Genomic DNA, 14,142 nt, shown 5'->3' on the forward strand with positions numbered 1-14,142 from the left:
GGAAGAACTAAGCGGGCGACCCCGAGGAGAACCGCCGCATCAGCGGCGACAGGACAAGAACGGACCGAGTCCGCTCCACAAACGGCTCTCCCGCAATGCGTTCAAGCACCCGCTCAAAATGCCGCATATCAGCAGCAAAAACCTGAACGATCGCGTCCGCGTCCCCGGTAACGGTGGACGCGGACGCGATCTCCGGATACCGCTCAAGCCCCCGCTTGATCGCCTCCGGCGAGGTGTTGCGGCGACAGTAGATCTCGATGAACCCCTCGGTCTCCCACCCCAGGGCCGCGGGGTCCACCCGCACCGTGAATCCCGTGATGGCCCCGGTCGCCCGCAACCGGTCCACACGCCGCTTCACGGCAGGCGCGGAGAGTCCGACCAGCTGGCCGATGTCGGCGTAGGAACGTCGGGCGTCCTCGGCGAGGGCGTGCACAATGCGTTCGTCGAGATCGTTCAGTCGCACTGGGGGTGGATCACTTCTCTGCTGTGGCCAATCGGGAGCGGCTCATGCCGTACAGGAAGTAGAACACGAGGCCGACGGCCATCCAGACACCGAAGACCGTCCAGGTGGTGGAGTCGAGGCTGAACATGTTGTACGCGCAGAAGCCGAAGCCGAGCACGGGGAAGAGCCAGCCGAGCGGCACCCGGAACGTACGGGGCATGTCGGGACGGGTCCTCCGCAGCACGATCACGGCGACGTTGACCAGGCCGAAGGCGAAGAGCGTACCGATGCTGGTGGCGTCGACGAGCTTGCCGAGCGGGATGACCGAGGCGAGCGCGCCGCAGAAGAGCGACACGATGACGGTGTTCACGCGGGGCGTGCCCGTCTTCTTGCTGACCTTGCCGAAGGCCTTGGGGACCAGGCCGTCGCGGGACATGGCGAAGAGCACACGGGTCTGGCCGTACAGCACGGTCAGAACGACGGACGCGATGGAGATGACGGCGCCGGCGGCGAGGATCGTGCCCCACATGCTCTGCCCGGTGACGTCGTTCATGATCGCGGCGAGCGTGGCCTCGGAGCCCTCGAAGTCCTTCCAGTTCCAGGCGCCGACGGCGACGGCGGCGACCAGGACGTAGAGGGCCGTGACGATGATCAGCGAGAGCATGATCGCGCGGGGCAGGTCACGCTGCGGGTTCTTCGCTTCCTCACCGGCGGTGGATGCGGCGTCGAAGCCGATGTACGAGAAGAAGAGGCTCGCGGCGGCGGCACTGACGCCGGCCGTGCCGAGCGGCATGAAGTCCGAGTAGTTGCCGGACTTGAAGCCCATGAAGCCGATGGTGCAGAAGAGGATCAGCGCGGCGATCTTCACGATGACCATGATCGTGTTGGCGAGCGCCGACTCCTTGGCGCCGCCGAGCAGGAAGACCATGGCGAGGAGCACGACGATCAGGCCGGGCAGGTTGATGATCGCGCCGTCGACCTCGCCGGGCGCCGCGGAGAGCGCGTCCGGGATGGTGACGCCGATGGTGCCGTCGAGCAGTTCGTTGAGGTATTCGCCCCAGCCGACGGCCACGGCCGCCACGGACACGCCGTACTCCAGGACCAGGCACCAGCCGCAGACCCAGGCGATGAGTTCGCCCATCGTTGCGTACGCGTACGAGTACGAGGAGCCGGCGACCGGTATGGAGCCCGCGAGCTCGGCGTACGAGAGGGCCGAGAAGAGGGCGGTGAGACCGGCGATCACGAAGGAGATGGTGACGGCGGGCCCCGCCTTGGGGACGCTCTCGCCGAGGACGACGAAGATGCCGGTGCCGAGCGTGGCGCCGATGCTGATCATGGTCAGCTGCCACATGCCGAGCGAGCGGCGGAGCGAGCCACCCTCACCCTGGCCACCCTCGGCGACCAGGGCTTCCACCGGCTTGCGCCGCATGAGACGGCTGCCGAGTCCGGTGCCTCCCGGGGGGCTTGGGCGGTTCTGCGGGGGTGCGCCTTGGTCGAGCACGCGCTGGCTCCTTCATCGCTGCCGGTCAGGGCGGCGGGACCGGCGGCAGCACCCATGCATGGATGGGGACCGCCGAGCAGGCGGTCCCCGCCACACCACGTTCAGCGGATGACTCTATGAGGCAGGCTTCACTGGCGTAATGCAGCAACCTTGCGCAGCGTCGAATGATCGTTGCGTACTTCCGTTTCCTGCGGGTCTTCGTTGCGCGGTCCGTTTCGTCCGTTGCGTGCAGGAGCCTCGGGCAAGTGGCTGACACTTCGTCAGATCTGCCCCATCGTGCACCCCGGTCGAGAGGGAGGCAGCAGGCTCGGCCACCTCGCGGCGCTGACCGAACGCATCCGCCTCGGTTTCGGCGTCACGCTCACCCCCTTCGGCTTCACCCCGCCGCAGCGGATCGCGGAGAAGGTCGCGGCGGTGGACGTCCTCTCGGAAGGCCGCGTCGAGTGGGGCACCGGACGCTCAACTCCCATGGAGCAGACGGCATTCGGGGTCGACAGGGAGCAGTCGCGCGCCGACTGGCGCGAGGCGATCGGGATCGTGACGGGCATGTGGCGCGAGGAGTACTTCACATACGAGTCGGAGCGCTTCACCCTCCCCCGCCGGATGGTCACCCCGAAGCCGGTCCAGGACCCTTCCCCAAGCTCTCGGCTTCGCTCGAGCAGGGGAGACCCCACTCCAAGCTCTCGGCTTCGCTCGAGCAGGGGAGACCCCACTCACCGTGCTGGATGGCAGCCACATCCCCCGGCTCGGCGGAGGTCGCGGGCGCCGCAGGCCTCGGCCTACTCTCCTTCTCGATCATGCAGCCGCTCGAGTCGATGGCCCGGCAGGTGGCGGCCTACCGCGAGGCGGCGCGCGCACCGGCACCGATCACGGACGTCACGACGAACCGCGGCCGCCAGACCGCGCACGCCCTCACGGCGGCGGGGGCACGGGTGCTCTGCGTGGACGTCGACAACGACCGCGCGGAGGCGGTCGCCGCCGAGACGGACTCCGTCGCGTACGTCGCGGACGTGACGCGCCGCGAGGAGGTGCGGGGGCTTTTCACTTACACCCAAAGGGAGTTGGGCGCGGTCGGCGGCGTCGTCGACATCGTCGGCATGGCCCGCTACACACCCCTGGCCGACCTGGACGACGAGTCCTGGGACTGGCACTTCTCGATGGTCCTTCGGCACGCCTGGCTTGCCGTCCAGTACGGCGGTGCGGCGCTCTCCGAATCGGGCGGCGGCCCGCTGGTCTTCGTGGCGTCGGTGTCGGGCCTCACGGCGGCGCCCCTGCACGCGGCGTACGGCGCGGCCAAGGCGGGCCTGGTCTCGCTGGTCCGCTCGGCGGCGGTGGAGTAGGGCCCGCGCGGGGTACGGGTCAACGCGGTGGCACCCGGCGTCGTATGGACCCCGCGGGTGGCGTCCCTGATCGGCGAAGAGGGCCGCGAGCGCAACGCCCGCAACGCCCCGCTGAACCGCGTCGCGGAAACCTCCGACATCGCATCCGCCCTGCTCTTCTTCGCCTCGCCGCTCTCCTCGTACGTCACCGGACAGACGCTCGTCGTGGACGGCGGGGTCGGCGTGAAGTTCCCCTACCCGACGATCGGGGGCGCCCGGTGAGGGAGTTCGTGCGGGGCGCGGCATGGTGGGCACGTGACGGCCGCCCGGCGCACGCCGATCCCGCCGCCCGGGACCGACTGCCCGGCGACACTTGGCAGCGGGCGAGCCTCCCGGCCGGGGTACGCCCCGAGTTCACCACGCGCGGCACACGGTGAGGCAATTCGTGCGGGGCGCGGCATGGTGGTCACCGGACGGCCGTGCGCTGCGCGCCGACCCGGCGGACCGGGACCGGCTGCCCGGCGACACCTGGGAGCGGGCGAGCCTCCCGGCCGGGGTACGCCCCGAGTTCACCACGCGCGGCACACGGTGAAGGAATTCACGCGAGGCGCGGCATGGTCCTCGCCGGACGGCCGCATGCTGCGCGCCGACCCCGCCGACCAGGACCGACTGCCCGGCGACACCTGGGAGCGGGCGAGCCTGCCGGCCGGGGTGCGGCTTGAGTTCACCGCGTGCGGGGTGCGGGCGGTGGAGGTGACGTACGCCGCCTCGCCTCCCTCGGGCACGGACTCGTACTGCCACGCGCCGCCCGTCTTCACGCTGCTCGCGGACTCCGTCGAGGGCGGCGACGCTCGCGCGCGAGGGGGCAGCGGCACGGTAGCCGTCGGCACGTCCTCACCGCAGGACGCGCCCGCGCGAGCCGTAGGCACACCCACGCCGCCGGGCGCACGAACACAGGCCGCCTTCGACGTCCCCGCGGCGCCGGGCTCGCACGTGGCGCGGATCGAACTCCCCTACCCCGACGGGGACTTCACCCTCCACCTGCCCGAGACCCTGCGCCCCGTCGGCGGCGGCACGCTCACGCCGCCGACGATTCGGCCGCGCTGGCTGGTGTACGGCGACTCGATCGCCGAGGGATGGGGTGCGAGCCGCCCCCATCTGGCATGGCCCGCGCTCGCCGGACGGGCACTCGGCGTGGACACGGTGAACCTCGGGTACGCGCGAGCGGCCCGCGGCGAACTCGCGTCGGCGCAGCAACTCGCTTCTCTGGAGGCCGACTTGATCACCGTCGCGTTCGGCACGAACTGCTGGTCGCGTACGCCGCATTCGGCGGGGCTGCTCCACGAGACGACGCGGGCCTTCCTGACCCTGGTGCGCCGGCGGCACCCGGAGGTCCCCCTCCTGGTCCTCTCCCCCGCGCTGCGCCCGGACGCCGAGTCGACGCCGAACGCCCTGGGCGCCACGCTCTCCGAGCTGCGCACGGCGTTGGAGCGGGCGGCCGGGGACGCGGGGGTCGCGCTGCTCCCCTGCGGCGGCCTCCTCGAACCCCGGCACCTGGTGGACGGCGTACATCCGGGGGACGCGGGCCACCGAGTGCTCGCGGACGCGGTGGTCTCGGCACTGCTGAAAGGTCAGTCCTGGGCCGCTTCGTCGTAGGCCTCGCGGGCGGCCGCGATGGCCGGGCGGTGGTCGATGGACCAGTCGGCGAGTGCCTTGACGAGGTGGGTGAGGCTGTGGCCCATCTCGGTCAGCTCGTACTCGACCTGCGGCGGAATCGTCGGGTACACCGTCCGCTTGACCAGGCCGTCACGCTCCAAGCGGCGCACAGTGAGGGTGAGCATCCGCTGCGAGATGCCGCCGTGGATCCGGCGCTGCAGCTCCTTGAACCGCAGGACGCCCGAGGCGAGTTCGACCACCACGTACACGGACCACTTGTCGCCGAGCCGGTCCAGGACGTCCCGCACCCCGCACTCGTCCTGCGGTGTCTCACAGCTGATCACCGGCTCGACGGCCGCCGAGGGAGCCGACGGGGTGGTTACCGCCGTGTGCCCTGCTGACATGAAAGTGCCTCCTTACGCGGCAGCGCGCCGCCGATCACCATGGTCACAGGCCCGGTCACCGGGCCGGGCCCGGACAGCGGGCACAACCACTCACCACGGGGGAACCTTCCCATGCTCATGATCACCGGTGCCACGGGCGCCCTCGGCAAGCTCGTCACCGCCCGCCTCGCGGGCCGCGCCGACGTCGTCATCGGCAGCCGCAACCCCGCTCCCGGCGGTCGCCGCGTCGACTTCGACGATCCGGCGTCCCTGGACTTCGGCGGCGTGGACACGCTCCTGGTCATCTCCGCGGGGGCGGCCGAGGACGACGTGGTCACGGCCCGCCACGAGGCCGCGATATCCGCCGCGGAGAAGGCAGGCGTGCGGCACCTCGTCTACACCAGCCTCAGCGGCGACGGCGACCATCTGACGTACGCGCTCGCGCACCGCTGGACCGAACGCAGACTGCGCCGATCGACCCTGAACTGGACGGTCCTGCGCAACGGCCTGTACGCGGAGTTCCTCGCCGCCATCGCGGCGCCGGGCCCCGACGGCACCATCGCCGCACCCCTGGGCGATGGCCGACTCGCCGCCGTGGCGCGCGATGACCTGGCCGAGGCCGCGGTACGGGTGGCGACGGATCCGGCCGCGCACGCGGGCCGCACCTACGAACTCGTCGGCGAACAGCCCCTGGGCGGCGCGGACTTGGCCGCGGCGATTCAAGGCTCGTACGAACCCGGCACACTCGCCGCGACCCGCGAGGCGATCACCGCGGCAACTCAGGCACTGCCCTTCCAGGTACCGATGCTCCTGAGCACGTACTCGGCGATAGCCGGGGGTTTCCTGGACGGCACGGCCATCGAGGAACGCGGGGAACTGCGATCCCTGCTGGGCAGGGATCCGCGCCTGGCGACAGAGGCGTACAGGGCCGCGCTACAGGGCTAGCGCCCCGAAGGGGCGCGGGGCTCTGACATGTGCGGCTCCGCCGCGTGGGCGCGACCAGCCACGGCCGACCCGCAGTCGAACAAGCGCAGTTCCCCCGGAGTACCTAACTCCAGCTGGCATGCAGAGGCTTACCCTCCGCGTAACCCGCAGCACTCTGCACACCCACGGTCGCCCGCTCGGCAAACTCCTCGAGCGAGCCCGCACCGGCGTACGTGCAGGAGGAACGAACCCCCGCGATGATCGAGTCGATCAGATCCTCGACACCGGGCCGCTCCGGGTCCAGGAACATCCGCGAAGTCGAGATGCCCTCCTCGAACAGCGCCTTGCGGGCACGGTCGTAAGCCGACTCCTCGCTGGTGCGGTTCTTGACCGCACGGGCCGATGCCATGCCGAACGACTCCTTGTAGAGGCGCCCGTTGGCGTCCTGCTGCAGGTCGCCCGGGGACTCGTACGTACCCGCGAACCAGGAGCCGATCATGACGTTCGACGCACCGGCGGCAAGCGCCATCGCGACGTCACGCGGGTGACGGACACCGCCGTCGGCCCACACGTGCTTGCCGAACTTCTTGGCCTCGGCGGCGCATTCGAGCACCGCGGAGAACTGCGGCCGGCCGACGCCGGTCATCATGCGCGTGGTGCACATGGCGCCGGGACCCACACCCACCTTGATGATGTCGGCACCGGCCTCGATCAGGTCACGGACGCCCTCGGCGGCGACGATGTTGCCCGCGACGATCGGCACCTGCGGGTCGAGTCCACGCACGGCCTTGACCGCGGCGATCATCGACTCCTGGTGGCCGTGCGCGGTGTCGACGACGATCGTGTCGGCGCCCGCGTCGAGCAGCTGCTTGGCCTTGGCCGCGACGTCGCCGTTGATGCCGACGGCCGCGGCGATGCGCAGCTTGCCGTTGGCGTCGAGGGCGGGCGAGTAGAGGGTCGCGCGCAGGGCGCCGGTGCGGGTCAGGATGCCGGCCAGGCGGCCGTCCTTGTCCACGGCGGGCGCGTAGCGGCGGTTCGCGTGGTCCAGCTTGTTGAAGGCGTCGCGCGGGTCGATGTCCGCGTCGAGCAGCACGAGGTCCCTGGACATGACCTCGGAGAGCTGGGTGAAGCGGTCCACGCCGTTCAGGTCCGTGTCGGTGACGACGCCGACCGGCTTCTGGTCCTCGTCCACGACGACACCGGCGTTGTGGGCGCGCTTGGGCAGCAGGGCGAGCGCGTCCGCGACGGTCTGGTGGGGGGCCAGCACGATCGGGGTGTCCAGGACGTGGTGGCGCGTCTTGACCCAGGAGATGACCTCGGTGACGACGTCGATCGGGATGTCCTGGGGGATCACCACGAGGCCACCGCGGCGGGCGACGGTCTCGGCCATGCGGCGGCCGGCGATCGCGGTCATGTTGGCGACGACCAGCGGGATGGTGGTGCCGGTGCCGTCCGGCGACGAAAGGTCTACGCCCTGACGCGAGCCGACGGCGGAGCGCCTCGGCACCATGAAGACGTCGTCGTACGTCAGGTCGTACGCAGGCTGGATGTCATTGAGGAAGCGCACGTGCTGCTCATCCCAGTCGATCAGAGGTGGCCCCCGGACAGTTAGCCGAGGGAAAAGCACGTACTTCAGTGTCCCATGCCGCAGGGGTTGAACCGCCTGGGATGATCACCCAGGCAGGTCACGGGGCCGCTGGTCGGATCATCCAAGCGACCCCCGCAAGCGGAACACTCGGTTCACCCTCCGCCACGCTCCGTGGCGACCGCGGGCCCGAACGCGAGAACGATCTCCAGGCCGGTGCTCCGCTCACGCGCGTACGTCACCGCGTCGGTGAAGACCTCCTGGGCGACGATCCACTCCTGGGGCGCCGCCTCCGCGTACGCCTGCCAGCCGGAGACGACCATCAGGAGGCCGGGCGTGGACGGCACCCGGGGCAGGTCGGTGAGGCAGTCGGCGAGCGCGTCCCAGTTGTGCCCGAACCAGTCGGGCAGATCGAGCGCGCGGGCACAGCGGTCCATGAAGCCGCGCTTGTCGCTCACGCCGCTCAGATCGAGCGAGACGGTGCTCAGTCCGGCGCCGCGCGCGGCGTCGAGCAGGGGCACGAGGGGTTCGGACGTCATCTCAGTACCGCCTTGAAGGACGCGTAGTGGTCGTCGGTGCAGCGCCCCGAAGGGGCGCGGGGAACTGCGCGACAAGCCCCCACAACCCGCAGCTAAATCAACTACCGTCCGGATCCGCCCGATCCAACGCAGGATGCGGCGTCGCCCCCATGACCAACAACTGATCGGCGGCCGCAGTATCCGTAACGAGGCTGGTAACGAGCCCGGACCGCAGCACAGCGTCAATCGCAGCAGCCTTCCGCTGCCCACCCGCAATGGCGACGACCTCGGGAATCCGTCGAAGCCGATCAGCTTCGACAGTGATGCACCGCTCCCCCAGGTCCCGCCCGACCCGACGCCCCTCGGCGTCGAAAAGGTGCGCGGACATCTCCGCGGCCACTCCAAGCGAGGCGTAATGCGCGCGCTCCTCGTCGGAGAGCATGTCGTGCACCGTGGAGATGCCCGGCTCCCAGGAGCCGATGGAGACGGCAGCAACGGTGACCTTGTCGAAGTACTCAAACGCCCGCGCGATCCCGGTCTGGTTCCGCAGCGCGGCGGCCGTGGCCGGGTCCGGAAGGAGCATCGGCGCGTAGATCGGGTGGGCCTCGCCGCCGGAGACCTGCGCGGCCCGCCGCACGGCCTCGACCGAACCGCGCTCGGCGGTCCCGGCGTCGTACACACCCGTCAACTGCACGACCGTGCACGGCGGCAGCTGATCGAGCGCGGCCGCCATGTGGATGGTCGAGCGGCCCCACGCGAGGCCGAGCACATCGCCCTCGGTGACCAGCTCGCCGAGCAGATCGGCCGCGACCTCGCCGAGGTTCTCGGGGTCGGGGGAATCGTCGATCTCCTCGGTGGGAGCCGGCGACTCCACGACGACCGCGTGCCGCAGGCCGTAGCGGGCGCGCAGCGCGTCCGAGCGCTCGGCGTCCAGCTCCGCGGGCACACGGATCTCGATCCGTACGAGATCACGCTCGAGCGCGGTCTCCAGGACCCGGGCCACCTTGAAGCGGCTTACGCCGAACTCCTCCGCGATCTGGATCTTGGACTTGCCCTCGAGATAGAAGCGGCGGGCCATGGCCGCCGCCTGCACCAGCTCCGCGGGTCCCATCCGCATGGCTGACCGGCCGCCCGTCGACACGACGATCTCCTCACTGTCATTCACTCAATTGTCGTTCACACATTCACACGCATTTCTGCGGCTTCACGCGCGTTGCTGCGGTTTCGAGCGCGTTGCCCCAGCGCAACCTGGGTTCGCCGTTCATCCTTGCAGATCCGGCGTGCTTGATCAGCCCTGAAGGACTGCGTTCACGTTCCCGTGGCTCAGTGGCCGCATGCCCATGCGGCCGCCGCGGACGCGTCCGCCGCTTGGCTGCGCAATGCACGTACCGCCGCTGCCGGGTCCTTCGCCCCGTAGACGGCGGAACCGGCGACGAAGACGTCGGCTCCCGCGTCGGCGCAGCGCTCGATCGTCGCGGCCGAGACGCCGCCGTCGACCTGGAGCCAGAGTTCGAGACCGTGCTTGCTGATCAACTCGCGGGTCCGGCGAATCTTCGGCAGCATGATGTCGAGGAAGGCCTGACCACCGAAACCCGGCTCGACCGTCATGATCAGCAACATGTCGAGTTCGGGGAGCAGATCCTCGTACGGCTCGACGGGCGTCGCGGGCTTCAGCGCCATGGAGGCACGGGCGCCCTTGGCGCGGATCTCACGGGCCAGGCGGACGGGCGCGGCAGCCGCCTCCGCGTGAAAAGTGACGGATCCGGCGCCCGCTTCGACGTACTGGGGAGCCCAGCGATCGGGGTCCTCGATCATCAGATGGCAGTCCAGCGGCGTGTCCGTCGCACGGGCCAGGGACTCTACGACCGGCACCCCGAGGGTGAGGTTAGGGACGAAGTGGTTGTCCATGACGTCGACATGGAGCCAGTCGGCACCTTCGACCGCCTTTGCCTCCTCGGCAAGACGGGCGAAATCCGCGGACAGGATGCTGGGGTTGATCTGCACGGCCATGCCCCAAGCCTGCCATGCCCGGCGCCCGTTGCTCACCGCCGTCCGTAGCGTGAGCCGAGAGGCCCTCTTGACCATGGACCGCGTGCCATGCTGGGCGGTCCACCGGCACGACGTGGGGCAGCGGGGGTAGCCATGCCGGACGAGCGGTCGGACGAGCAGCCGGGAGTACAGCCGGAAGTACAGCGCCAGACGGGCCGCGGCGTGGCCTGGCTGGTGTGCGGTAGGCGCACGAAGTGGCTTGTGGTGCTGTTCTGGCTGGTGGTGATCGTCGTCGCGGCACCCCTCGCCCAGAAGCTCACGGACGCCCAGGACAACCAGGCCTCGTCCTGGCTGCCCGGCTCCGCCGAGTCCACCCAAGTCCTGGAAATCTCCGAGGACTTCAGGCCCGAGCAGATTCCCGCGGTCGTCGTGTACGCCCGCGACGGCGGCCTGACCGCGCAGGACCGCGCGCAGATCGCCAAGGACGTCACCGAGCTCAAGGAGCTGAGCGCGCACGGCATCCGCGGTGCGGAGACCCGTGGCCCCGTCTTCGACACGAAGGACCCGGGCAGCGCCGAGGCGGCCCAGGTCTTCGTACCCATCACGATGGACGAGAAGGGCTGGGAGCGGATCGCGCCCGCCGTCGACTCCATCCGCGAGCGGGTGGGCGAGAGTTCGGGCGGGCTCGCGGTGCACATCACCGGGCCCGGCGGCACGTCGGCGGACTTCTCCGAGGCGTTCGAGGGCATCGACTCCACACTGCTGCTCTCGGCGGGCGCCGTCGTCATCGTCATCCTGCTGATCACGTACCGCAGCCCGATCCTGCTCCTCGTGCCACTGATCTCAGCGATCGTCTCGCTGTTCGCCGCGCAGGCGCTGATCTATCTCCTTGCGGAGCACGCGGGCCTGACGGTCAACGGCCAGAGCGCCGGCATCCTCACGGTCCTCGTCTTCGGCGCGGGGACGGACTATGCCCTGCTCCTGGTCGCCCGGTACCGCGAGGAGCTGCGCCGCCACGAGGACCGGCACGAGGCGATGCAGCTCGCCCTGCACCGAGCGGGGCCCGCGGTCATCGCGTCGGGCGCCACGGTCGTCCTGAGCATGCTGGTCCTGCTGACCGCCGACATGAACTCGACGCGGGGCCTCGGCCCCGTCGCGGCCATCGGCGTCGCGGTCGCCCTGCTCGCGATGCTGTCGCTCTTCCCCGCCCTCCTGGTGGTCTGCGGCCGGTGGCTGTTCTGGCCGCTGATCCCGCACAGCGGTTCCGACGAGCCCACCGAGCACGGCATCTGGGCCCGCACGGGCCGCCGTATCGCCCACCGGCCCCGGCTGACCTGGAGCGTCACGGCGGTGGCCCTGGCGGCGATGGCGTTCGGTCTGACACAGCTGCGGGCCGAGGGGCTCAGCAACGCGGACTCGTTCACGGAGAAGCCCGACTCGATCGTGGGCCAGGAGGTGCAGGCCGAGTACTTCCCCGCGGGCAGCGGCGACCCGCTGGTGATCGTGGCGAACACAGAACAGGGCGAGGCGGTGGGCCGCGCCGTCGCAGCGACGCGCGGTATCGACCCGGCGAGCATCGGCGTGCCACAGGGGTCGAAGGCGGAGGCCGACGGGCGCGTCCTGTTCGAGGCGACCGCGACCTACCCGGCCGACAGCGAGGCCGCCAAGCAGACCGTGGAGCGGGTCCGCGACGCGGTGCACGCCGTGCCCGACGCGGACGCGAAGGTGGGCGGAGGAACGGCCGCCCTGCTCGACATGGACACCGCGACCACCCACGACAACAAGCTGGTCATCCCGCTCGTCCTGGTGGTCGTCCTGCTGATCCTCTGTGTGCTGCTTCGGGCCCTTGTCGCGCCGCTGCTGCTGATCGCGACGGTCGTGCTGTCCTTCTCCGCCGCACTGGGCCTCAGCGCGCTCGCCTTCCGGTACCTCTTCGACTACGCGGGCGAGTCGACGGACTTCCCGCTCTTCGTCTTCGTGTTCCTGGTGGCGCTCGGCATCGACTACAACATCTTCCTTTCGACCCGTATCCGTGAGGAAGCGGGGCGACAGGGCACCCGTGCGGGCGCGGTGACGGGCCTCGCCGCGACCGGGGCGGTGATCACATCGGCGGGCCTTGTCCTGGCGGGCACCTTCGCCGCGCTCGGCACGCTCCCGATGGTGGCTTTCGCCGAGATCGGCTTCGCGGTCGCGCTCGGCGTCCTGCTCGACACCTTCATCGTGCGGTCCGTCCTGGTCACCGCTCTGTTCCTGGACGTGGGGCCGAAGGTGTGGTGGCCGCACGCCCTGAGCAAGGACCCGGCGGTCCCTGCTCAGGCGGCTCGGGCCGCGGACACAGGCTCTGGCTCTGGCTCAGGCGGTACGCCGGATCAGCGCTAGGTACATCGCGTCCGTGCCGTGCAGATGCGGCCACAGCTGGATGTCGGGTCCGTCGCCGAGCGCCGGGACGCCGGGCAACAGCGGGCGCGCGTCGATGAGTTCGGCACCCGCGGCCCCCTCAAGGTGCTTCAGCACGTCGTCCACGACGGCACGCGTCTCCGCGAGATGCGGTGAACAGGTCGCGTAGCCGACGACGCCGCCGACGCGCACGGACTCCAACGCCGTGCGCAGCAGCCCGCGTTGCAGCGGCGCAAAGCCGTCGAGGTCCTCCGGGCGGCGGCGCCAGCGGGCCTCGGGGCGGCGGCGCAGGGCGCCGAGTCCCGTGCAGGGCACGTCCATCAGGACCCGGTCGAAGGTGCCGGGCTGCCACGGCGGCCGGGTGCCGTCGGCGGCGATGACCTGATACGGGCCGGGGTTGCCGCGCAGCGCCTGCGCGACGAGGCGGGCCCGGTGCGGCTGCTTCTCGGCGGCGAGCAGGGCCGCGCCGCGCCGGCTTGCGAGACCGGCGAGCATGGCGGCCTTGCCGCCGGGCCCGGCACAGCCGTCGAGCCACTTCTCGTCACGCCCTTCCAGCGGGGCGTTCGCGAGTGCGATGGCGACGAGCTGGCTGCCCTCGTCCTGGACGCCCGCGTTCCCCTCGCGCACGGCCTCGATCGCGCCGGGCTCGCCGCCCTCGCTGAGCCGCACGGCGTACGGCGACCAGCGGCCCGGCAGCGCGGACTCCTCGCCGACGGCGTCGAGCAGTTCGTCGGCGGTGGAGCGGCCGGGGCGGGCCACGAGCGTCACCTCGGGCCGTTCGTTGTCGGCCTCGAGCAGGTCCTCGATCCCGGCCCGTCCGCCGCCCAGCGAGTCCCAGAGCGCCGAGACGACCCAGCGGGGGTGCGAGTGGACGACGGCGAGATGGTCCTCGGCGTCCTCGTCGTAGGGCGGCGCGACCTTCTCCAGCCACCCGTCGAGATCGTCGGCGGCGACCTTGCGAAGGACCGCGTTGACGAACTTGGCCCGCCCGTCACCGAGGACGACGCGCGCGAGCTCGACGGAGGCGGAGACGGCGGCGTGCGTCGGGATACGCGTCCCGAGCAGCTGATGCACCCCCATGTTCAGCACATCCAGGACCGGCGGGTCGACCTCCCGCAGCGGCCGGTCGATACAGGCCGCCACGATCGCGTCGTACGTTCCCTGCCTGCGCAGCGTCCCGTAGACCAACTCGGTGGCGAGCGCCGCGTCACGCGCGTCGAAATCGCCCTTGTCCCGGGCCTTGCGCAGGAGCGGCGGCAGCACGAGGTTCGCGTACGCGTCGCGCTCGTCGACGGCCCGCAGCGCCTCGAAGGCGAGGAAGCGGACGGGGTCCTTCTTGGGGCGACGGTGGGGCTTGCCGGGCTTCCCCTGCTTACGGGGAGGCCGGCCTGGCTGGTCGTTCAAAGGTGCTCCGCTGATGGTGAAGAG

The 14,142-nt window shown here is 70.8% G+C and carries 12 protein-coding genes and 2 pseudogenes; 6 read left to right on the forward strand and 8 right to left on the reverse strand.

Features of this window, described 5'->3' with window-relative positions:
* Positions 1-7: 7 nt before the first annotated feature.
* Both AB0O76_RS19760 and AB0O76_RS19765 read right to left on the reverse strand, forming a co-directional pair.
* Complete coding sequence (locus AB0O76_RS19760) at positions 8-463, reverse strand: Lrp/AsnC family transcriptional regulator (RefSeq protein ID WP_223773496.1); 456 nt, start codon at positions 461-463, stop codon at positions 8-10.
* Between the two features lie 10 nt (positions 464-473).
* Entirely contained in the window at positions 474-1,943 is a 1,470-nt protein-coding gene (locus AB0O76_RS19765) for an amino acid permease (protein WP_365492600.1), read from the reverse strand.
* Positions 1,944-2,219: 276 nt separating this feature from the next.
* On the opposite strand from AB0O76_RS19765, the pseudogene AB0O76_RS19770 reads away from it, so the two are divergent.
* The 4 genes and pseudogenes from AB0O76_RS19770 to AB0O76_RS19785 all read left to right on the forward strand — a co-directional run.
* A pseudogene (locus tag AB0O76_RS19770) lies at positions 2,220-2,501 on the forward strand (LLM class flavin-dependent oxidoreductase); the annotation flags it as partial.
* Between the two features lie 167 nt (positions 2,502-2,668).
* Positions 2,669-3,544 (forward strand): annotated as a pseudogene (locus tag AB0O76_RS19775) (SDR family oxidoreductase).
* Positions 3,545-3,707: 163 nt separating this feature from the next.
* Complete coding sequence (locus AB0O76_RS19780; protein ID WP_365492603.1) at positions 3,708-3,854, forward strand: hypothetical protein; 147 nt, start codon at positions 3,708-3,710, stop codon at positions 3,852-3,854.
* Positions 3,851-4,918, forward strand: a complete 1,068-nt coding sequence (locus AB0O76_RS19785) for a GDSL-type esterase/lipase family protein (protein WP_365492605.1) — start codon at positions 3,851-3,853, stop codon at positions 4,916-4,918. Before AB0O76_RS19780 ends, AB0O76_RS19785 begins: the two co-directional genes overlap by 4 nt.
* On the opposite strand, the gene AB0O76_RS19790 is transcribed toward AB0O76_RS19785, so the two are convergent.
* On the reverse strand, positions 4,894-5,322 hold the full coding sequence (locus AB0O76_RS19790) for a helix-turn-helix domain-containing protein (protein WP_365492608.1): 429 nt from the start codon (positions 5,320-5,322) through the stop codon (positions 4,894-4,896). The two genes, AB0O76_RS19785 and AB0O76_RS19790, sit on opposite strands and share 25 nt — an antisense overlap.
* 111 nt (positions 5,323-5,433) lie before the next feature.
* Here AB0O76_RS19790 and AB0O76_RS19795 point away from each other — a divergent pair, with 111 nt between their 5' ends.
* A complete protein-coding gene (locus AB0O76_RS19795; RefSeq protein WP_365492611.1) occupies positions 5,434-6,246 on the forward strand; it encodes an NAD(P)H-binding protein in 813 nt (270 codons plus the stop codon).
* A 103-nt stretch (positions 6,247-6,349) separates the two neighbouring features.
* Here the strand turns inward: AB0O76_RS19795 and AB0O76_RS19800 are convergent, their stop codons facing one another.
* From AB0O76_RS19800 to rpe, 4 genes are all read right to left on the reverse strand, one after another.
* On the reverse strand, positions 6,350-7,792 hold the full coding sequence (locus tag AB0O76_RS19800) for a GuaB1 family IMP dehydrogenase-related protein (protein ID WP_365492614.1): 1,443 nt from the start codon (positions 7,790-7,792) through the stop codon (positions 6,350-6,352).
* 173 nt (positions 7,793-7,965) lie between these two features.
* The gene (locus AB0O76_RS19805; RefSeq protein WP_365492617.1) at positions 7,966-8,349 is read right to left on the reverse strand and encodes a barstar family protein; all 384 of its coding nucleotides are present in this window, start codon (positions 8,347-8,349) and stop codon (positions 7,966-7,968) included.
* Between the two features lie 97 nt (positions 8,350-8,446).
* Positions 8,447-9,493: a sugar-binding domain-containing protein gene (locus tag AB0O76_RS19810; protein WP_365492620.1), complete on the reverse strand. Its 1,047-nt coding sequence runs from the start codon at positions 9,491-9,493 to the stop codon at positions 8,447-8,449.
* Positions 9,494-9,651: 158 nt separating this feature from the next.
* Positions 9,652-10,338, reverse strand: coding sequence for a ribulose-phosphate 3-epimerase (gene rpe, locus AB0O76_RS19815; protein ID WP_365492623.1), 687 nt, complete (start codon positions 10,336-10,338; stop codon positions 9,652-9,654).
* 132 nt (positions 10,339-10,470) lie between these two features.
* Here rpe and AB0O76_RS19820 point away from each other — a divergent pair, with 132 nt between their 5' ends.
* Positions 10,471-12,696: an MMPL family transporter gene (locus tag AB0O76_RS19820; RefSeq protein WP_365492626.1), complete on the forward strand. Its 2,226-nt coding sequence runs from the start codon at positions 10,471-10,473 to the stop codon at positions 12,694-12,696.
* Here AB0O76_RS19820 and AB0O76_RS19825 read toward each other — a convergent pair.
* Complete coding sequence (locus tag AB0O76_RS19825; RefSeq protein WP_365492629.1) at positions 12,670-14,118, reverse strand: transcription antitermination factor NusB; 1,449 nt, start codon at positions 14,116-14,118, stop codon at positions 12,670-12,672. The genes AB0O76_RS19820 and AB0O76_RS19825 overlap by 27 nt on opposite strands.
* Positions 14,119-14,142: the final 24 nt, after the last annotated feature.

This window comes from Streptomyces sp. NPDC086554 (genome assembly GCF_040686095.1).
In the GTDB taxonomy this organism is placed as follows: Bacteria; Actinomycetota; Actinomycetes; order Streptomycetales; family Streptomycetaceae; genus Streptomyces.